Origin of the sequence: Maridesulfovibrio sp. (assembly GCF_963676065.1) — a bacterium.
Lineage (GTDB): Bacteria > Desulfobacterota > Desulfovibrionia > Desulfovibrionales > Desulfovibrionaceae > Maridesulfovibrio.
Map to the genome: position 1 here is coordinate 2,745,397 of NZ_OY780933.1, position 20,463 is coordinate 2,765,859.

A 20,463-nucleotide genomic window follows, 5' to 3' on the forward strand; every position below is an offset into this window, starting at 1 on the left:
CTGGTTTTAAAATTGTTTAGGACCGTGCTGTTCTGAACTGAAAGCGATTAAACCCCTTTTCCCGAGATCTCTTAGAAATGAAGCCGTAGCGACTTCTGCTTCGCGCGGTAGTACTTTATATTTTTCAGTAAATGCAGCCGCAATTTTGCGAACACTGTTTTTCCCGTCAATCATATTCCAGACCAGCGTTCCCATTTCATCGAGTTCCAGCCTTTTTATAGGTGGGGAGCCGTCTTTCCACATGCCAAATTTTTTAGCAATATCAGCGAATAGCGGTTTGAGTCGCAGAGGATAAGAAAGTATTATCAGCCCATTCTCCGTGCGTGTCTCATTTACGCCGTTATTTTTGATCGGTTTGCAGGACAGCGCCTCACCCCGAGTCATTTCCGGGATAATTTTCTTTTTTTTACTGAATAATGTCATATTGCTTAAATATGTTCTGTGCGCGGTCTTCAGGTATCTGCTGGCGCGATTTTACCAGTACGGCTAGAATGCGGTTGCTTTCCTGAGTGTAGCGTATTTCTATCTGGCCGTAAGGGCGACGTTTGGGACTTAATTTAGCTAAAGCCAGATTTGCAGTTGATGGACTTTTTTTCTGTCCGAACATGCAGGTTGCGCCTTTGTCGTATTCCAGCTCGGCTCTGGAAAGATTCATGTTTTTTATTTCTTCACTGAATAATTCTTTAGAAAATTCTCCCAAAGAACGTTGCTTGAGGATGATATCAGCCGGGCTGAACCTGTAAAGTGTAACGGTTTCAATCTGATCGGCCAGAGTTATGCTGAAGCGTCCCGGTTTGAATTCAAATGATTCAAGTTTCAGCTTGCCGGGCAGCGTGGCTTTGATGTCATAGATGCGCCAGCAATGGTCTTCGGCTGGATTACTGAATCGCAGACTATTGAAGATCATAACCGCAGCATCATCGATCTGCTCATCGTTTTTGCCGATGAATTGAACAAGCATGACCTTGGCGGCTTTCTTACAGTAAAACATAACTCCGCGTCCGGTGGAAAGGTCCGATTGCCAGTAGAATGCTGTGGTATCAAATTTCTGGAGCGGTTTTTTCCATGAAGCGGGCAGTACTGAAGATTCTATTTTAAGGCCGGAAGCTGATTCAACTTTTTTTGCAAGCTGCCTGAAGTAGTTCTTTTCTTTATATGTTTTACCTGCGTCGTACCAGCGCAGTTCAATGCAGGGCTGTTCACCGTTATCTAGCTGCAGGAATTTTTTATCTATCCCGCTGACTTCAAATTCTGGCGGTACATCAAAATTGAGTCCGTCCCATGAAATATTCTTGCGATCCATTCTTTATCCTTCATGAAAGCCGTATGCCCGAATTCGGGAAAACGGCAGATAATCATATTTTCGTAAAACTAAATGGAGATTTACCCCGGAGCAAAGTTACTAAAACATTTTTAATTCATCCGCAAAGTATTAATTGTTATTCTGACTTAGTTTCATAATACCGGTGGGATAGGTTAGTAAGCCATTTTGCCCAAAGATTTTAGAATAAGCGTGCAGCCCATGGCGAACATACCGGTCAAACCCATGCCGCAGGAGAAACCGGCTAATAGGACTGGAGCATACTGGCGCCACATGGTTCCGTATTTCTTTTGAAAGAAATAACGTCCGATCAGGGCTCCAGCAACCTCAAGGATGAAACCGTGGGGTGTACTCTGCCCGATTCCCCTGACTACCCCGTAAACAAGAAGCACGGGTAATCCAAGCGTATTCAGGATGGCGTAGATAATAAGCCCAAGACTGATACCGCTCATTACCACCGGGCCGCTTAGTGCCTGAAAGAAGAGTGAGTTGCCTTCAAGTGTGGAAGTCTGCATGAGCAGGGTGTTCAGAGCCTGTAAATGCCAAAGTTCTTGAGCGTAAGGGTAGTTCGATGACGGAATGGGTGCCAGTTGCCAGATAAATTGTGAGAACAACAGGCTGGCAATCATGACTACGGGAAAAACCACCAGCTCCGCTTTGATGATACCGCGGATGGAAGTTCCGGTAAGTTCGATTTCACGGAAATGTACCGTGGCTTCACCGTAGTTGTGAATAGGAATAGGAGCATACCAGATTTCAATACCTTGATAGCCGAAAAATTTAGCCCCTGCTATGAAGCTCGCTTCACGCACCAGCGGCAGGCTGACGAACTGACCGGCTATACCCTCCATTCGCGCAGTAATGTAGGAGATTACCGGCGTATAAATAAATCCGTATAGCAGAAAGAATATCCACGGAAAATTGGGCACCAGCAGTAGACTCATTCCTACGTAAGCCAGTGTTGAAAATACATAAATAGCAATGGAAACCCAAAAGTTAATGTCTCCGCGTCCTTCCGGCGGCTCGAAGAGTTTGCTCCAGGATTCACGGGTCTTAGCGTGTTCACCCCTAAAAGATTTAACAACGTAATAGATACCGATGATACCTATACCAAGTCCCAAGCCTATGGAAAAACTCATATAAAAATCAAAATTATTGGCAAATACCGTCTCAACGGTTTCCATGCCCGGATGCCAGCGATGCAGTATGCCGTGCTCATAAAGAACCGGGTTTGCGACAAAAGTTATGATAATACCGATTAAACCACCTATAACAGCCCAGAACGGCAGGACCATGCCGATGAAGAACAGGCCCAGATCAAACTGGATACCGGTCGCAACCGCCGGGAGAATTTTTTCCGTATAGGGTGTTAATTCCACCCATGGTATGGGAATCAGCCGGATTGGTTCGGTAAAAATCAGTCCCGAAACCGCCGGGAGCAGTACATAGACGGCCCCGAAAGCCAGACCGATTACCCCTCCTATCGAGAATACCCGCCATTTCCAGCTGGCCTTTTTTTCTTCTGTGGATTCAGCGAGGGCCATTGTTCCCAGAGCCCCGACAGGAGCCATTGGAAAGGGCAGTTTTTCCACATCGGAGGTGATGCGATACAGGGCATAGCCCAGCCCGAAATGGTCGATGCGTTGGATAATCTGGGCACCCACCAGCAATAGAATAGGTATGAGCCAGTCGCGGTGGAAGAACGTGCGTTCAAGCAGAGAATCCGAACCCGGCTGCGGAGCTACCCATGCGGGTATAAATTCCGTTAGCCCCAGCATTCGCGCGGCATCTGATTGAACTAGATACTGCTGCCATAGTAACCCCGAAAATGGCGAAGCAAGCGCCGCTCCGGCCATATAATAGAGCAGAAAAATTTCCTGTTGTTTCAGCTCAGTGTACGACCTTTTGGCTATTTCAGCAAAGAGGATGATCGTAACCCAGCGCGCAGCCGGACCGATTCCCTGACCGATTACCAGTTGCAGGTACATGCTGCCCGGCATCATCAGGAAGCCGATGAAGATAGCGCCGACTACGGTTTTCCAGTCGAAGCCTTCTTCAAATTTGGTCGGTGTCTTCAGTAAGTCCCGATATTCTTGTAACTCTTTATCGTCGTACATGTGTATATCTCAGTAGTTTGTTAACTGAACTTATTTAGCCCGGCAGCACCTGGTAACTTTGTCCGGCGTAGAGACCGTAAAGGGCCCATATTCCGCCCATTAGAAAATCGCCCATAATCAGGCCGAAAAACAGGTAACGCACCCGCTTGAATAATCCGACCCCTCCGTAACGCAGGGTAAGCTGGTTGCACATCCAGCCCAGAAAGAAGCTGAACCAGAGAATTTTCATGGCAGAGCTGTATGCGGTAAGGTATCCGATGGGATGCAGCGGCCACCATGGCAGCCTGTTGTAGGCCAGTATCAGCGCGAACATGATAACAGCGCCAACGGTGGCAAAAGTGGTAACCCAGTGCGAAGTGACGGCCGGTTCCTGAATGATTCGTACGACATTATCGTAGACGTTCATTGAGGTGCGTGTGGCCCAGTCCAGCTGTAATTCACGGATACCGTATTTATAGCAGACCATGAGCATCGCCCCGAAGGAGACTATAACGCCCAGCAGCAGGATTACGGTAATTCCGAGCAGAAACAGCCGTTTATTTTTCAGCCATTCATTGACCTTGGAGCCATGTACCAGCGAGGGCATCAGCGATTCACGAAGGTCGACAAAAAGTATTTTCTGGCAGACGGCGGTAATGGCGATACCTACCGATCCGAAAAACTTGGAACCGAAAATAGCGGTCACGCTGTCGATGGGCGCTGCTGTCAGTGTAAAGTAGGCGATACCGCCCTGACATATAGCCTTTGATGCCACGAGCGTGAAGACGAAAAAGGACAATAAAACAATTATCGCAACCAGCAGAGGCATACCGAAGTATACGCACCAAGCGGTCAAGAGCAGGCCGGATACCGCCAGTCCCCAGAAAGAAAAACGAAGGGACATCCATTCGGCTTCACCCCGTGTGGATTCTGCGCCGAAGGCTTCTTTTATGACCTGTTTCAGGTGTTGGCGGGCCAGCCAGACTATGAATACAAAAAAGACCAGATAAGCCCCGATCATCTGGGTTTCTTCAGGACGGGTCAGGGTCGGGCCGAAGGTGACACCGAGGGCGGAAGCAGGAATATTCAGCCCTGCGACGCCTAAAATTCCGTAGAACAATCCTCCGAGTATAAAGAAAACCCAGAAGCTGAATGAAATCTGACGTGATGCCAGAAAGGCAAAGCCGACAAATGCGGGATAAAAATATATTTTAAGCTTATAAAAACCGGAAAAAAGTCCGGTCTTAGCAAAGTATTTACCTGCCAGAATCAAGGTAGGTATTTCCGGCACTGAAGGGATGTAAAAATGAAGCCCGTTGATCAAATGCAGGCAGACGCAGAAGATCAGGCCGATGAGGAAAAACTTGTTGCCGAGAAATGATCCGTACAAGCCCTGATCCATTGCTTCTTCCATAAAGCGAGGCAACTGCAGCAGTGGAAAGTTAATGCGTTCGTTTTCAACCCACTGCCTGCTGAAAATATTGGTCAGGCAGAGCATCATGAAGTAGCAGAGTAGAATAAAAAGACCCCACCACATAAGCGGAGTCACCCATGATGCCCACGGGATGGACCGGAAAACTTCCAGATTGTCCATGAAAGGACCGCCCTTGATACCGTTGTACAATTGTTCCACTGCCTTAGGGTCGGTCGGATGAAGTGCTTCGGGGAGCAGCGGCTGAAGCACTTCCTGCCATTTATTGCCGATGGTGGCAAAGTGGAAAGGTGCTGTCAGGTTGATGAAAAATGTTCGGGCCAGCCCTGTATAGGAAATCCCGGATACGATGACCATCAGAATCCACATGCACATCAGGTCCAGGCCGGTCAGCAGTGGACGCGAACGCAGAATTTTATGATGCAGAGCGCAGATCGCGGTCAGCCACGCAAGGATGAAGAACGGGGCCAGCGGGAAATGTCCTCCGGCCAGCGGTGTCGCATTCAGGTAGGCGTTATTGAAAGGGGTGAAGGCGCAGATGAGCAGCCCGAAAAGGGTGCCCAGCAGAATCGCTCTTTTCCTTATTTTACCATGCATCTGTGAAATCCTTATATTTAAAGGTCAGCAAGTTTGTTGCTTGTATTCAGTCCGGTAAAGCCGAAGGCCATCATTTCAGGAATCTTTTCGCGGAAGTTTTTCTGTTTTTCTGGATCAAGTGAACGCCAGATAAGGAACTGTTTCCTGATGGCATTGATAAAGTCTTTATTCAGCCTTTTCCATGCTCCTATTTCACCAGATTCGCGGGTAATGAACAGGACGGCTTCAAGAAATTGCGGGTGGGCTTCTGAAGGCCTGAAACGCAGCTCCACCATTTGTTTGACTCCGAAGTCGAACGGAGCCAGCCAGACCCGCACATTGAAGCGGAAACAGGTTATGTGGTCCGGGCAGCCTTCAAGCAGATCACAGACTGATTCCGGCAGGGGCTCCCGACTGAAGTTCACTTCGATTTCAGAGGTGGAAAATAATCCGTGAGATACCTCAGTGTGCGATTCCAGATATTCCAGCAGGAAACCGCCCGCGTCCTGTTGTTCTTTATGTTTGAGCAGGAACGGGAGGGTTGCTTCTATGGTGTTGGTATCGGTGTCGGGCATTTTCCATGAGCGGTTGACGTCCGGGATGGCAATATTTGCCGCAACCTTGGATGGGTAGATGACTGAGATCAGGGTTACCGCAATGACCAGAATCATAGCCGCAACACCGGCCATGGAAGAGTAGTTCGCGGTCATACCCGCCCAGAGCGGAGTTCCGGCCAAAAGCCCGGATGCGGTCTGGGCTATCAGGTAACCGACTACAACACTGATTACTGCGAAGGCGATGGCCTCGGCTATAAACAGGAATGAAACGTGTGTCGGAGCCATGCCGATGGAAGTATAAACTGCTATTTCCTTTTTTCGCTCATAAACACTGGTAATCATTGTGTTAAGAACGATTAATGCGGAAATGATCAGCGGGATGATGATGTTCGGCACACCGGAGTAGTTCATACTGTCCGATGCCTGACACAAATATGTTCCCTCGGCATCGCAGTTGAATATGGGTAGACCGTAGCGGTCAATCAGTCCGTTAACGGTTTCTTTGGAAAATTCCCCTGAAACGGGCGCGATAGCTATCGCTTTCAGATGTCCTCCCATGGCCATCAGGGTTTTGTAAGGTATGATCGCGGTCACTTCACCTGGAATGTGAGTGTAGCGCCCCTGAAATGTGTCGATATCCTCACCGGATTCAATGGCTTCGGCCTCAACTTCACTCAGTTCCTGCGCTGCGGCGGAAGGGAAGATCACCGGGGTCATCGGTTCGCCGTCAAGATCAGTGTGTTCGCTGAACTTTTTGCCGTCAAAGATTCCCGAGAGCAGGAATTTATTCCCCCAGACATTCACAGTGTCACCGGCGCTAGCACCGAGCCGGTCAGCCATTTCCTGCGAAAGCAGAATCTGTCTGGTTGTACCGGGGACCAGCCAAGTTCCATCGACAATAATTTTGGTAATTCCGCTGACTTTGGGTTCGACGGCGCTGAGTCCCACTAGCCCTTTAACCTCTTCATGTCTGCCATTAAAGCTGACCGGGGTGATTGCGGAGGTCGTCTTTTCTTTCAGCTCCATCCAGCCGCGCGGAGCAACTATTCCGTTTTCATCAAAGTCGTTGCTGACTATGCCAAATGTCTCACGGGGCAGATCGTGCCAGCCTAGATTTTTCATGAACAGGCCGGAGTAGGGAGTAGCATCATTGAATTTAACGTAAGTATGCTGGCGCAGGGATTTCACTGCGGTGAAGCTCATAATCGTGAAGGTCAGGATGGTCAGGGTCAGACAGGTCAGGAAGGTCCTGAGCTTTCTGCGGCGCAGGTTGCTGACCCCTATGACAAAGGCGGAGGTGAACGCTTTCCATTTACTGATTTCGGAAGTCTGGGTTTTGTGTGCCCGCTGCTGGAGCAGGATCATTTCTTTTTCAAAACGGAAGAAGATAATCAGCGAGACCATCACTGAAAGTCCTAGAATGAAAAAGGCCAGAATTACAACCATAGGGCTGTAGGTCAGCTCAAAAGCGGGGTGCACGGAATAGATAACCGCGATAACCGCTGAAAGAATGGCCAGAAATCCTATTATTCTTTTGTGAATATCGGCAAATGAGAAGAGAAGCCGTTCCATGCAGTATGCAAACGGTATAAACAGCGCGATGTAAAAGAGTACTCCGACCAGTACATCTTTTTGAGTTTGATCTACATCGAGATAAACTTTGGAGGCCAGAGCCCAGGATTTACGGGCATTGGTCATGAAATCGTCATAGCGGCGTTCTTTCCATGCCGTTGCAGCATCAGCGAGGGCCTTCCCTCCCATTTGTTCCAGATTTCTGATCTGCTGATTTACAATGCCGTGCGATTCAAGATTCTCAATGCGGGGGGTGAGTAAAGTCCACATATCCTGCGCCGCACGGTAATTCGTAGCCGGAATAATGGGCCATTTTTTCAGGTTGTACCCAGTGCCCGCCGGATTGCTCTTTTTCGATTTAATCAGGATCATCTTACGATTCAGCACAGTATCCGAGAGCGTCATCTTCAAGGGAACATCCGGCTCAAGGAAGACACTTGCGATGGTTGAAGAGCGGGTATCGATACGGCTGAACCAGTAATGCATGGGCGTTGCGTCACGCGATCCGTCCAGCACTTCTACCTTGGTCATGTAGCGGAAAGTGCGCGGGGTGAGCAGATCGAAAAGAGTTGTCTGCCGGCATCCGAACATGATCATTTTGGTTTCCATGTCCAGGCGGCGCATTTTCAGCCTGTAAGCACTTTTACCGGTCTGCTGCTTATCAATGGCCCAGATTATCCTGCCGTCTTTGTTGTATTTATATCCTTCAATGATCAGCTTGGACTGGACCAGTTTTTTGGAGGCCACCCCTTTGTACTTGAAGTCTCCTTCTGAATCAGACAGGGCGTAGAATCTAGTCTTTCCCTGAAAGGCCATGAAGATGGCTCCGGGAGCGGCCTGATCAGCGAAGAGTTCACCCTGCCGGATGAAGCGGGCCTTGCCGTTGACCATGGCAAAACCTTTACGGGGTAATTTCGTGGTCAGCGGTCCGTCACTGTCGGAAATTTTTCTGATCAGCCCCTCGGTGAATTCAGCCTGTTTGCCGATTTTATTCCAATTGATATTTTCCACGGTATCAAATGGAGTTCCCCAGTACTGGCGATCATCATTCACGGTGGCAAAAGTAAAGCAGAGCTTCCCGGCCATGATTCCGATTTCGCTGCTGAATTGCGGTTTATCAAGCAGCCATGTCTGCCACGGACGGGTACGGTCGGGACGGAGTGTATCCTTGTACATGCCTTCGGTACCGGTCGTTTTTTCAACTTCCGGGGCAGCGTTTTCAAGAATATCGTTGATGCGGGAGAAGGTGCGCGAGAGATTAACCCGCGGCCTTAAATTATAAAACCAGCCTTCGCCGAAAGCGCCGACTCCTTCTCCATGACTTGAAAGATGCAGGGATATTCCGCAGACCATTTCTTTGGTGCGGACAACCCTGCGCAATTCGCGAGCGCTTTTGATAGCGGAGAGTTGCTGCTTGATATCCTTTTTAATACTTTGGACTTTTTTTCTTACATGGGGAAAAAGTTCTTTTACCGCCGCCATCTCTTCGGGCGGCAGGTTGGAATAGTCTCCTTTCCATGAAATACGGCGGAGCAACTTACGTTTGCTATCCAGTGCGGTTATCTCATCCTGATCAGCATCTTTACGCAGTCTCAGCTGCATGAGTTCTTTGCTGATTATATCCACTTCATCCTTGATCTGGTTTTTCAAGGTTTCGTAGAGCAGTGAAAAAAGTTTCGGATTTTCCACGGCAAGTTCTGTCGCCAGAGGATTGTCCAGCTCAAGTCCTCCGAGGATTTTGGCTGCGTCATTTTTTTTGTTGCGCAGTTCCACCTTAATCTTTTTGAGGGTTTTGCTTTTTCCGGCAACAGCTGTGGTGTATTCACGCATGCCGCGCAGTGATTGTCCGTGTCCTGTGGTTGCGAGCAGGAGCACCGAACGCTTGGGGGGATTGGCAGCCATTTTTTTGCCAATCTCAAGCAGGGAGGCAATGGAAAGAGCCTCATCCGCGCCCGGTGATTGTCCCATTACATACATAGAGCTGTCGTAAAAAGCTTCAATCACAACCAGCTCTTCGGCCATTTCCGGATCGCTGCCTTCAATTAAGCAATAAACGTTTTCTGCTTCGGTCCGTTCCCATTTACTGTGGGATTCAATGTGGCCTGTTTCGGAAACAAGTTTACTGCCCGCCCCGGCATCAAGGCTTAGATTTTTGCGCGCATCTTCGGCGCTCATGTAGTAGCGGGGAAAATCTAGCGGGGATAGCTCCAGTTTTTCCTCGAAAAAACCCTTAAGCGTTGGTCCCTTATCAATATAAATTAATGCAGATGCCCCAAGGCTGGCCGCGTTGAGCCAGTTTTTACCGGAGTCCATATCCATGAGTACAATGGCGTCTTTGACCTGAAGCCCGTTGAAATCGTCAAGTTCGCCTTTCCCGACATAGATAACCGGTCCGTTCAAACCATTCTCCGGGGTGGCAGGCGGAGAAATAGCGTTTAACTTTGCCGGTTTGATGCTGATCTTTTTGCCGTTTTGGATGGTGAAGACAGTCTTTGAAACGGTCATTACCGGGGCGAGGAAAAGCTGTTTTCCCGTTTTGAAATCACCAAGCTCCGCAAATTTCATTTCAATATAATCAGCAGCCCGTTTCGCTCCTTTCGAGCCGAAGGAACGATCCCCGAAGGAGGAAAGCTCGGAAATGGTCTGCTTGATGGAGTCGGCGGAACTGAAAGCTTTACCGGGAATTCCGGCGCTAAGCAGCAATAGCGTTGCGAGCAGGAATACGGTTATCCTGCCGCGACGGTAAAAAAAATTGTTGTCTGATTCTGATATGAACATTTAAAGGGCCTCCGGTGATCAGGCCATGCGAATACAGCCCACATCGATATTGAGCTGGTCGCGGTGTTCGATTTTCTTGATCAGTCCGTCTTCGATCCAGACAACCCGGTCGGAGGCGTTAAGCATTTTGTAATCATGGGTGGCGGTGATAATCGTTACGCCGCGTTCCTTGCTCAGATCGTTCATGAGTTTGATGATTTCTTCACCGGTGGAGAGGTCCAGGTTCCCGGTCGGTTCATCGGCCAGAATAATTGCCGGATCATTGGCCAGCGATCTTGCGATGGCTACGCGCTGTTGCTGGCCTCCTGAAAGTTCCTGCGGCTTGTGATTGTAGCGTTTGTGCAGTCCGACCAGATCCAGCAACTCAATTCCCTTGGCCACGGCGGCGTCGTTATGTACTCCTGCGAAGATCATGGGCAGGGTAATGTTTTCAAGGGCGGTCATAACCTGAATCAGGTTGAAGGTCTGAAAGATGTATCCGATTTTACGGTTACGCAGCCACGCAAGTTCAAAGGCGTCCAACTGGGCGATATCCACCTCGTCAATGTAGACCTTCCCTTCGGAAGGCTTATCCAGTCCGCCGATCATATTGAAGAGTGTGGATTTACCGGAACCGGAAGGGCCCATGATGGAGAGATATTCCCCGGCATAGATTTCAAGGTCCACTCCTTTCAAAGCCTGAACGTCAGTGTTGCCGAGTTTGAAATTACGTTTAACTCCGGTAACCCGTACTATGGTGTGCTGATCGGCCATATTTTTCGCCTTATAGCTTTTAGTTGTTATTCAGATTAGAAATTTATTCTTCTACGCGCATGGCCTCGATGGGGCGCATCCGGGCCGCGATGAATGCCGGATAAAGAACTCCCAGCAGACTCAGCCCGAACCCTACTCCGATTGAATAGAGCAGGGAAAGTCCTACCGCATCCAGCGGTAACATGGTCAGGGCCGCAAATCCGAATCGGAGCATGCCGATAAGAATAGCTATGATCGCCCCGAAGATTGAGCCTAGTAGCGCTCCAGCCGTACCCTGCATGGACGCTTCGAGCAGGAAAAGCCGCAAAACAAAGCTGTCCAGCGCGCCGAGGCATTTCATGGTACCGATTTCGCGGAAGCGTTCTGTTACGGCCATTAGCTGGGCATTGACAATTCCCACGGTGCAGACCAGCAGTGAAAGAATCACAATCCAGCGTTCTTTAGCGCTGCCGCCCGGTTCATAACCTGTTTTATCCAGTGCTTTGATCAGATCAGGGTTACCCGAATGGTAGAGTCCGTTTGAAATATCCGCTCCCACCAGTACATAGGCCAGAAAGGAAACCGCAAGAATAAGGCTGGTGACCGTGACCATATTGCGCAGGAAACGTGATTTAAGGCTTTTAATGCTGATTTCAAAAGACTTATTAAAGGGCAGGACCACTTGCGCCGCAACATCGGCCTGTGTTTCCTGATCATGAAACGGAATTTTCTTTTTCGGCATTTTGGGCTCGGTGTATGTACAGGGGGCCGGGACCGTAATTGTCGCCGGGTAAATGAAAAAATCAATGGCAAAAAAAGTGTGCCTGCCAGTATGTACAACCATGGTTCTCCCCTATGACCCATGGTTGATTTAATTCTGACTATTGCTTTATTAAATAACTGAAATGGCCTGAAATGCAAAGGGAAAATGCAAACTTTGCGCTGCTTGCCAAATAGTATGGCTAATGGTGATATACTGACTATGCCCGGTTTATGCATTACAGACTTGTAAAATTAATCGCAGCAATAATTAAAGCATGTCGCGGATGTCTTTTACGCGCAGGGTGTGGGTATTTTTTATTTTATCCAGCAGGTAATGAAGAAAGATTTGTGCGGTCTTATTCATTCTCTGGTGATGAAGCATGAATCCTGCCTGACCTGATTCAACCGCTCCGATCAATAATTCCTGCAGTTTTTCAGTTCCTTTTTCCGGGGAGATTTCTTTTATTGTATGAAGGTCGATGTTGACCGGAATATCCGGCAGATTTCGCGGAGGCTCAGGGGAAACATTTGTACTGCGCGAGATCGCCGTGAAGTTAAGCTCAACAAGACTTTTCATTGTATTGGCTGAACAACGGTTCCACGGTGGAGTGAATAGCGGGCTGAATTGATTACCAAGCAGTTTTTCCAGTTTGTTTCTGCCGCGGCTCAGTTCTCCTGATACCGTTGCCGCATCGCGCGAAGGTCCGAACTCGAATTTTTTACCCTGCTGTTCGTGATTCATGTGCCTGTAACCGTGCTGATGCATGCACCAGAGATTCAGGTCCGGTCCCAGCTCTGTCAGCAGGGAGTTTTTGCGATCCTCGTTGAACCATGCGGGAACTACGGCAAGGGCCAGCGGGGTTTGGTGCTCTTTAAAAGCTTCGATCATGGCGGAAAACTGTCTACCGGGGTAGCCGATGTCGTCAGCGCGGAAAAAGATATCGCACCCGTCCTGCGGAATATGCTTTTTGAAGTCATCCCACCAGAGGTCGAAAGATTCTGTCAGGATGGATATTTTGTTTTTCCATATTGCTGAGACTGGTCTTGCGGGCATTAAACTTTCCTTAATTTTCTGATCGATTCAGATGAGTTATACGCGCCTTCGAGGTTGATGCCATGGTCGGTTGTTATGCGCTTTTGATCAAGTAGATTTTTTATTGCCGTTGCCATTAAAGATTGATCAGCGGAATCAAGTATTATCAGCGGGATGTATTTGGCTAGCTTTTGCGCCCGCATACGTTGCTCATGGTTTTGTGCAAAGGGCAGAACCGCTGCCGGAATGCGCGAGGTCAGAATATCCATGCATGTATTATATCCTGCCATTGAAACCATCGCATCAGCTGCGGTGAGCAGATCAGTGAAATCAGCTGCGAAACGTTTGATGCTAATATTTTCGTGACCTTTGGCCTTGGTGCATAAGGCGTCGAATTTATCATTTTCCAGAAATGGGCCGGTCAGCATCAGCAGTTTGCAGTCCACCGTTTTTAGCTCGATAAACGACTCAAGCACGGATTCCATCAGTGTTCCACCAACCTTACCGCCGCCGGCACTGGCTATGAGCAGTTTCTCATTATTTTTTATACCCAATTCCGCACGGATTTTATCACGTACATTTTCAGCAGGTTTGCGGGCTGCGAAACCGGTATATTCACAGGGTATTCTGATCTGATCAAGGGCCTGAAAAGTTTCCTCCAGAGCCGCAAGTTTTGGGTCGGAGTGGATCAGCAACAGGTCGAAATATTTGTTGAGATATTTTACGCAGCGCGCTTCATGTTTACCGCCGTCGTCACGTTCAACAAGAATGTCGCGTAATGAGCAGGCTACTTTTACATCTCCGAATTGTCCGTCTTTGATTGCATCGAGCACGGGCAGCAATTCAAAGCGGAAGGCTTTGCGCCCGAATGGAAACAGCTCGATGAGAAATACATCCGGTTTTTCGTCTTGAAATATCTTGAGCAGGGTTGCGGTTCGTTCTTCCTTGATCTCTTCAAGTTCACGGGTTTCATCCGTTGGCATCAACCCGCCGAAATTCTCATTCATACACAGCCCGGGGAGCTGGTGGTATTCCACGTTGGGCGGCAGCTGCTGTTCGGGACGTTCTCCGCCTGCAACGAATATGACTTGTTCCCTGTCCAATCCTCTGGCAATTTCTAAACTGCGGAAAAAGTGCCCCATGCCTAGTATATGCTGACAATAATAGATTATTTTCATAATTTTATGTTCAGGCTTTCAATCGACAGTTTTCCATTCCAGTTCAGCCAGTGCAGCCTGCGTGTTTTCATCACTTTTTCTTTACCGGGCATGAAGTCGTGATCAAGAAGTTTGTAGATAACAGCTTTCATTGTTCCTTCGTGGGCCACGGCAAGAATCTTAATTTCTTCTTTATCCACCGTTTGTATAATTTGGCCGATTCCTTCTTCGAGTGCCCGAATACCACGCTGTGCGCACTGGATGCGGTTTTCTCCGGAATTGGGGGTAAATTCCCAGCCCTTAGCGACTTCCGCATCAAGTTTACCGGGAAATTTTTCATTCAATTCGTCCGTTGTCAGGCCGGACCATTCGCCCCAGTCCTGCTCCCGTAATCCGGGCAGATGCAGCTTCGGAACTTCAAAACCTTCGGTAATGATATCTGCCGTTTCGATAGCCCTGCCCAGATCGCTTGTGAGTACCGCATCGATGGTTTCAGGTTCAATGGTTTCTTTCCATCTGGCCGCCAGTTCCTTGCCATATTCCGTCAGCGGGGAATCAAAGTGGCCTTGAATACGGCCCGCTTCATTCCATTCGGTAACTGAGTGGCGGATAAATGCGATTTTTACGGATTTCATCTATCTCTCCGGCTAATTATTTCTTCCAGTTTTATATTTACACATCGAAGGTTGTCGTTAAGATCAAAATTCTTTTTTATACGTTGGGGTGCAGCTTTACTCATTCTTTCGCGCAAGTCTTTATCTTTAAGCAGTTTAAGCATATTTCGGGATAATCCAGCGATATCTCCCTGTGGTGAGAGGAGCCCTGTTTCTCCGTGCGCCACCGCTTCCTGCGGACCGCGTGTTGAATAGGCCAGTACCGGCAGTCCGCAGCACTGTGCCTCGAGGTAAACCATACCGAATGCTTCATTAATGCCCGGATAGGCGAAAAAGTCGGCCGAGCTGTAATATTTATACATTTCCTGTCGCTCAATCCGGCCGAGAAAAATTATTTTGTCTCCGACTTTATAGGAAGCTGATTTCTGCAGGCGTGAACGTGCTTCACCGTCGCCGGCAATGATTAGTCTTGCTTCAGGAATTTCTTCAACTACCGGCTTAAAAGCATCGATTAGATCGCTTATGCTTTCCGCTTTTACATCTTCACGAAGCATGGCTGCGCTTAAGATCACTTTTTTATCATGTAGATTATATTTATCGCGTATGCGGTCTGCGCTTTGCCGGCAGTAGCTGAATATGGAAGTATCTATGCCCGGGCTGGTGTGGGATAGTTTTTCAGGGAGTATGATCCGTGAAAGGTTTTGGAAATCTACGGCCTTGTTTGCAAAAACGTGATCCGCATTAAGAAGGGCGTTTTTGTTAATCATATATCCGGGCCACGTTTTAAATTTGCGACGGTACTTGGTGGCGAAAACTCCCTGATAGATAACGTAAGGAATGCCGAGCGTTGCGGAGATATAAGGACCAAAGAGATCCGGTGATTTGTAATAGCTGTGGTAGGTCAGCCATAGATCGGGATTGAATTTCTTTACCCGGTTTAAGGCGCGACGAAATTCAAGATATAGGGCAGGCCATTTGAGCGGCTTGCCTGTGATATGGCGCAACCTGAAACGGCTGGCTATCATCATTTTATGATCTTGGGCCTTTAGGAAATCATGCAGAGTGCGGCCTATGATCAAATCCCCGGAGGGGAGCGGGTGATCAATAGGTTTGTGGGGTGCGAAAAAAGCGATCCGCATCTGCATTACTCCCGCGGTGTTATCTGAATAAAGTTATACTACGCTTTGATGCCGTACTGCTCGTATACGTCAGCCAGTTTATTAATCCAGTAACGGTTGTCAAAAATTTCATGGACCCTTTCTTTTGCTGCCGGGATCAGGCTTTTACGCAGTTCCTGATCGGTGAGCATGCGTTCCATTGCATCGGCCATGGAGTCCGCGTCGCCCGGTTCGACCAGTAATCCGGTCCTGCCGTTTTCGATGAGTTCCGGGATGCCGGATACGGTGGTGGTAACAACAGGCACGGACATGGCCATGCTTTCCGCCAGCACGTTAGGGATGCCGTCCCGGTCACCGTTGGGTGCAATTTCACACCCGAGGGCGAAGAGATCTGCTTTGCGGTAATGTTCCAGAACTTCTTCGTGGGGCTTGGTGCCCAGCCATTTGCATCTGTCGTTCAGTTCCAGTTCGTCCAGCAGTTTGAGCGTCTCTTCACGCTCATCGCCATCGCCGACAATGCTGTAATTAAAGTCCACTCCCTTTTCTTTAAGCTTTTTCAAAGCCCTGAAGACAGTGGGAAGACCTTTTTTGGTGGTGAAGCGCGCAACTGTGAAAATTTCGTAAGGGCCTGAGCAGGTGAATTCCTTATCAGAGCTGAACAGCTTCAGGTCGATACCGTGATAGACCTTGTGCACAGGTTTATCTGCCGGCGCAATGGATTGCAGGTAATCGCAGTTATATCCGGTACAGGTAACCGCGAACTTGGCTTCGGATATCTTGGCGGTTATTTTTTCCGGTTTCTGGGTGTAAATGTCTTTTGCGTGCGCGGTAAAGCTGAAAGGCAGACCGGAAAGACGGCTGGCGTTTCTGGCTACGGAGCAGGGGGAGTGCGCGAAATGGGCATGGAAGTGAAAAATATCCGATCCGGGCAGGATTTTTTCCACTATGTATTCACCCTGCAACATGTGCTTAAATGACGCTTCACTTCCGGTTTCGCGGTAAACATTCCAGATTTTGTCGATACGCTGCGTAAATTCCTTATCCTTTCCGTACCGCTCATCTTTCAGCCCTGCATCCATATCCGTTGAACCGAAAAGTTCTTCAAGGCATCCTTCTACAGTGGAAGGCAGGTATGAAACTTCGGCCTTGATTTCAGCAATTGATTTATGGGTGAAGTTTTCACGCGGTTTACGCATGGAAATGATATGAATCTTAACTCCTCGTTGTTCAAGGAGTCTGATCTCATTGGAAATAAATGTCTCTGAAATGCGTGGGTAGCCCTTGAGAATCATCGCAAGGACGGGCTTTTTTGTGTCAGTCATTAGCAGTTATCTTTAAAGTAGCCGACACGGTCATGCATGACTTCCAGGCCGGTGAAGTTGAAGTTATTTACGGCTTCCCGAATTGTGTTGGAGTTGCTCAGCAGGTGTTCAACCTTTTCCATAATGGCGTCAGGCCCGAGCAGGTGCCAGGGTAGAAAGTCAGCCAGATTCTGTTCTTTCATTACATTGGCGCGGATAGTCTGTTCCAGACGCGGAGTTTCGCGGGGGATGATCAGCCCGACCTGCTTGTGGGAAAGAATTTCGCAGATGGTGTTGTAGCCGCCCATGCTGACTACCAGATCGGCATTGCTGAACAGTTTCTCCATTCTTCTGTAAAAATGATAGAAAGTTACCGAAAGTTTTTTGGCCCGGTTGGAAAGGTCAAGTCGCTGTTCCTTGGACATGAACGGTCCGGTAACCATTACAGTCCTGAAATGCTGTGGATTATATTTTTCCAGGGCTTTCAGGTAGGCATCCATCATGGGATAGCCGTCACCTCCGCCTCCGGCAGTAATTACAACCAGCTTTTTGCCGTTTTTTCTTTTTTCCGGGCAGGTGCGGCTGTGAGTCTGGCGCGGGATGTAGCCTGTGAATACCATTTTTTTGCTGATGGATTCGGAAATGGCGTATTCCTTGATAGGATCGTAATATTCCTGATGTCCGTAGACCCAGATTTCGGAATAGAGGTTTTCAAGCACATCGTAGATGCCCTTTTCGCTCCAGTCCTTAATTGTACTTTCCGAATCATCCATGATGTCACGCAGGCCGAGAATAGTCCTTGTCTGACCGATCTGTTTCATCCACTCAAGGGTCGGCATTATTTCATGCTTCATCCCCTTGGGCGCCTTATCCACGATAAAAAGATCCGGACGGAAGCTTTTAGCCGTGGCATCGATGATGGATTGCCGGATAGACATGGCATGCACAGGTTCTATTTTGATAGAGTGGGGAACATAAAGATCGTTCGACCGTTTAATCATGCCGGGAACACGCACAAAATCAATCTGTTCCGGGAACTCAAATCGGCCCACAATGGGAGAACCGGTAAGGATGAGAATGTTTACCCCTTTACATTTCAGCTGCGATGCTATCGCCATTGTACGACGGATATGCCCAAGACCGTATGTGTCGTGGGAGTACATTAAGATATTGTAAGTCTTGTCCATTTATCGTACCGAGTTTCAGGGGTTAAAGCATTTCCATTACTTACCGAATCTTGTTGCAACGTCGTGACCGTTGGCATATCTAGCGGAAAGGATACTTTATGTAAATCCTTATTCTTGACGAATGCATGCGTACTGATTTCTATTATTTTTTTTAATCAGAAGCAATCCCTTTTCTTTTTTTTTGATGATCTGGTAAATAAATTATATTTATTTGAAATTATTTATTTAAATTTATAAGGCTGTTTAATGGATTCCAGTTTAGATGTTCTGATTTACGCTCACGACGGCAGGGGTCTGGGGCATGTGAGCCGCAGTGTGGGAATCGGTCTTGCGCTGCGCCGGTTATTTCCCCGATTGTCTGTGCTTCTGGTTACAGGATGCGCAACCACTGCTGAACTCATAGGCAACGGCTGTTTGGATTGGATCAAACTGCCGTCATATAAAACCAATGTCACGGACGGCAAATCTTCAGGCTTAAGAGGTGATAGCAATATTGATGATAAACTGCTCGGAGAGCTCCGGGCACGCAACATCCGCGATATTGTCGATGCTTACAAGCCGAAAGTTTTTCTGGCTGATCACACTCCGCAGGGCAAGCACAAGGAGCTGATTCCTTCGCATTCGGTTTCAGCGCAGACCGTGCGCGTCCTGGGCGTTCGAGCAGTTGTGGGTGAAGTGGGCAAGGTCTGGTCTGAATTTTCCGCTGATGTATTTTCCGGCACTTACAGAGAAATCCTCTGGTATGGAGATTCCACCGTTGCCGGGAAAGCCGAAATTGAACGTCTGGCTTCTCATTACAGCGTAACTCCCAGGGAAGTCGGTTATGTTTCCCGTCTGTCCGAATTCCAGTTTCTTGGAAGTGAAAAAGCGGTGGACAAAAAACTGGGCGGTGTGGTCTCGATTCCGTGGTCCGGCGAGGGGACATCTGTTCTGCTGGATAAACTTTCGCGGGTATTTTCCGGCATAGATGAATCATACGGTAAGTGGAAAATTTACATGAATCTGCGTGAGCCTGAAGCGGGAAGGGCAGGTAAAATTTTCAAAGACCTGCCTAATGTGCTTCTGGAGCAGGTGGGACCGCAGTTCCTGCAGGATTTATCTGCTTCCCGCAGCGCGATTATTTACGGTGGCTACAACAGTCTTAGTGATGTGATGACCTGCGGGGTACCCAGCATTGTGCTTTTGCGCGGTATGAAGGATGGCGAGCAGGAAGAACATGCCTCTTTACTGGCCGACAGATCTTCTCTTATACAAGGTGTTTTTGCTGATCAGGAGCTAAGTGCTGAAGAGCTGCGGGACAATCTTTTAAAGTCTCTGGAAACAGAAATCCATGATTGCAGTATAAACTTAAACGGCGCTGAAAATGCGGCCCGTTATCTGGCCTCATTAGCAGGAGAGTGTGATGTTGACCGCCGGTCCTGAGTTAAGAAATAAATTGCGTGGGATTACTAAACATTTCTCACGTCATGAAATGGGGCAGTGGGAAAAAATTCTGGCGCCTGTAGCCCGTAGTTCCAGGGTGCTTGAAGTGGGATGCGGACGCGGCACAAAGACTGATTTTCTTCTGGCGCAGGGCTTCAGCGATATCCTTGGGGTTGAGAAAAATGAATTTCAGGTCCGTGAATGCCGCAAGCGGGGGCTGAACGTTGTAACCCTTGATGAATTTGCTGAGAAGTTCAGTGATGATAAATTCGATTTTATCGTGCTCTCCCACATAATCGAGCATTTCAGTTTTGACGGACTGGTGGAGTTCATCGATGGATATCTTGAGCATCTTAAGCCGGGCGGTCTGCTGCTTATTGCCACACCCATGCTGCATCCTCATTTCTGGCTGGATCTGGATCATCAGAAACCGTATTATCCTCAGGGCATAAAAAATTTTTACAGCGGTGCGAATGAACAGGTCGGTTTCAGTTCCAAGTACAGGTTGAAACTTCGAGACATCCGCTTCCGCAGAAGTCCATTCCGGGTCAAGAATGATCGTTCCCTTCTATTAAAGAAGAACGATCTGCCGATGCTTTCCATTAATATGCTAAGTGCAGTACTGTTTAAGATTAGTTTTTATCTGTTTGGTTACAAAAGCGGATGGGTTGGACTTTACAAATTGAAGTTCTGATGGTTGTTTTTTTAAAAAAAGTACTTGCGCATTAATTTCAGTTAGATTATTTGTTTTTTAACGTTTTTAAATTTTAAGGAAATTTTAGGGAAAAATTAGATGCTACTATCT

Annotated in this window: 15 protein-coding genes; 2 read left to right on the plus strand and 13 right to left on the minus strand. The window is 48.1% G+C overall.

The window, feature by feature from the left end; all coding sequences use genetic code 11:
* Window positions 1-6: 6 nt before the first annotated feature.
* The 13 genes from ACKU35_RS12300 to ACKU35_RS12360 form a co-directional block, all read right to left on the minus strand.
* Window positions 7-423 carry a PqqD family protein gene (locus ACKU35_RS12300; protein ID WP_319759515.1) on the minus strand — a complete coding sequence of 139 codons (417 nt, stop codon included), beginning with the start codon at window positions 421-423 and terminating at the stop codon, window positions 7-9.
* Entirely contained in the window at window positions 407-1,303 is an 897-nt protein-coding gene (locus ACKU35_RS12305; RefSeq protein ID WP_319759516.1) for a hypothetical protein, read from the minus strand. The genes ACKU35_RS12300 and ACKU35_RS12305 overlap by 17 nt, the downstream gene beginning before the upstream one ends.
* Before the next feature lie 173 nt (window positions 1,304-1,476).
* Entirely contained in the window at window positions 1,477-3,438 is a 1,962-nt protein-coding gene (locus ACKU35_RS12310) for a peptide transporter (protein WP_319759517.1), read from the minus strand.
* A 34-nt stretch (window positions 3,439-3,472) separates the two neighbouring features.
* Window positions 3,473-5,446, minus strand: coding sequence for a DUF6785 family protein (locus tag ACKU35_RS12315; RefSeq protein WP_319759518.1), 1,974 nt, complete (start codon window positions 5,444-5,446; stop codon window positions 3,473-3,475).
* Window positions 5,447-5,463: 17 nt separating this feature from the next.
* Window positions 5,464-10,332, minus strand: coding sequence for an FtsX-like permease family protein (locus ACKU35_RS12320; RefSeq protein ID WP_319759519.1), 4,869 nt, complete (start codon window positions 10,330-10,332; stop codon window positions 5,464-5,466).
* Window positions 10,333-10,350: 18 nt separating this feature from the next.
* On the minus strand, window positions 10,351-11,085 hold the full coding sequence (locus ACKU35_RS12325; RefSeq protein WP_319759520.1) for an ABC transporter ATP-binding protein: 735 nt from the start codon (window positions 11,083-11,085) through the stop codon (window positions 10,351-10,353).
* Window positions 11,086-11,128: 43 nt separating this feature from the next.
* Window positions 11,129-11,806: an FtsX-like permease family protein gene (locus tag ACKU35_RS12330; protein WP_319765403.1), complete on the minus strand. Its 678-nt coding sequence runs from the start codon at window positions 11,804-11,806 to the stop codon at window positions 11,129-11,131.
* 288 nt (window positions 11,807-12,094) lie between these two features.
* The gene (locus ACKU35_RS12335; protein WP_319759521.1) at window positions 12,095-12,880 is read right to left on the minus strand and encodes a polysaccharide deacetylase family protein; all 786 of its coding nucleotides are present in this window, start codon (window positions 12,878-12,880) and stop codon (window positions 12,095-12,097) included.
* A complete protein-coding gene (locus ACKU35_RS12340; protein ID WP_319759522.1) occupies window positions 12,880-14,037 on the minus strand; it encodes a glycosyltransferase in 1,158 nt (385 codons plus the stop codon). Before ACKU35_RS12340 ends, ACKU35_RS12335 begins: the two co-directional genes overlap by 1 nt.
* Window positions 14,034-14,651: a histidine phosphatase family protein gene (locus ACKU35_RS12345; protein WP_319759523.1), complete on the minus strand. Its 618-nt coding sequence runs from the start codon at window positions 14,649-14,651 to the stop codon at window positions 14,034-14,036. The genes ACKU35_RS12340 and ACKU35_RS12345 overlap by 4 nt, the downstream gene beginning before the upstream one ends.
* A complete protein-coding gene (locus ACKU35_RS12350) occupies window positions 14,648-15,769 on the minus strand; it encodes a glycosyltransferase family 4 protein (RefSeq protein WP_319759524.1) in 1,122 nt (373 codons plus the stop codon). Before ACKU35_RS12350 ends, ACKU35_RS12345 begins: the two co-directional genes overlap by 4 nt.
* Window positions 15,770-15,807: 38 nt before the next feature.
* Window positions 15,808-17,070: a glycosyltransferase family 4 protein gene (locus ACKU35_RS12355; RefSeq protein ID WP_319759525.1), complete on the minus strand. Its 1,263-nt coding sequence runs from the start codon at window positions 17,068-17,070 to the stop codon at window positions 15,808-15,810.
* Window positions 17,070-18,236: a glycosyltransferase gene (locus tag ACKU35_RS12360; RefSeq protein WP_319759526.1), complete on the minus strand. Its 1,167-nt coding sequence runs from the start codon at window positions 18,234-18,236 to the stop codon at window positions 17,070-17,072. The genes ACKU35_RS12355 and ACKU35_RS12360 overlap by 1 nt, the downstream gene beginning before the upstream one ends.
* A 246-nt stretch (window positions 18,237-18,482) precedes the next feature.
* Between ACKU35_RS12360 and ACKU35_RS12365 the strand changes: the two genes are divergently transcribed.
* Together ACKU35_RS12365 and ACKU35_RS12370 are read left to right on the plus strand one after the other, a co-directional pair.
* A complete protein-coding gene (locus ACKU35_RS12365; protein ID WP_319759527.1) occupies window positions 18,483-19,658 on the plus strand; it encodes a hypothetical protein in 1,176 nt (391 codons plus the stop codon).
* A complete protein-coding gene (locus ACKU35_RS12370) occupies window positions 19,639-20,352 on the plus strand; it encodes a class I SAM-dependent methyltransferase (protein WP_319759528.1) in 714 nt (237 codons plus the stop codon). Before ACKU35_RS12365 ends, ACKU35_RS12370 begins: the two co-directional genes overlap by 20 nt.
* Window positions 20,353-20,463 lie beyond the last annotated feature (111 nt).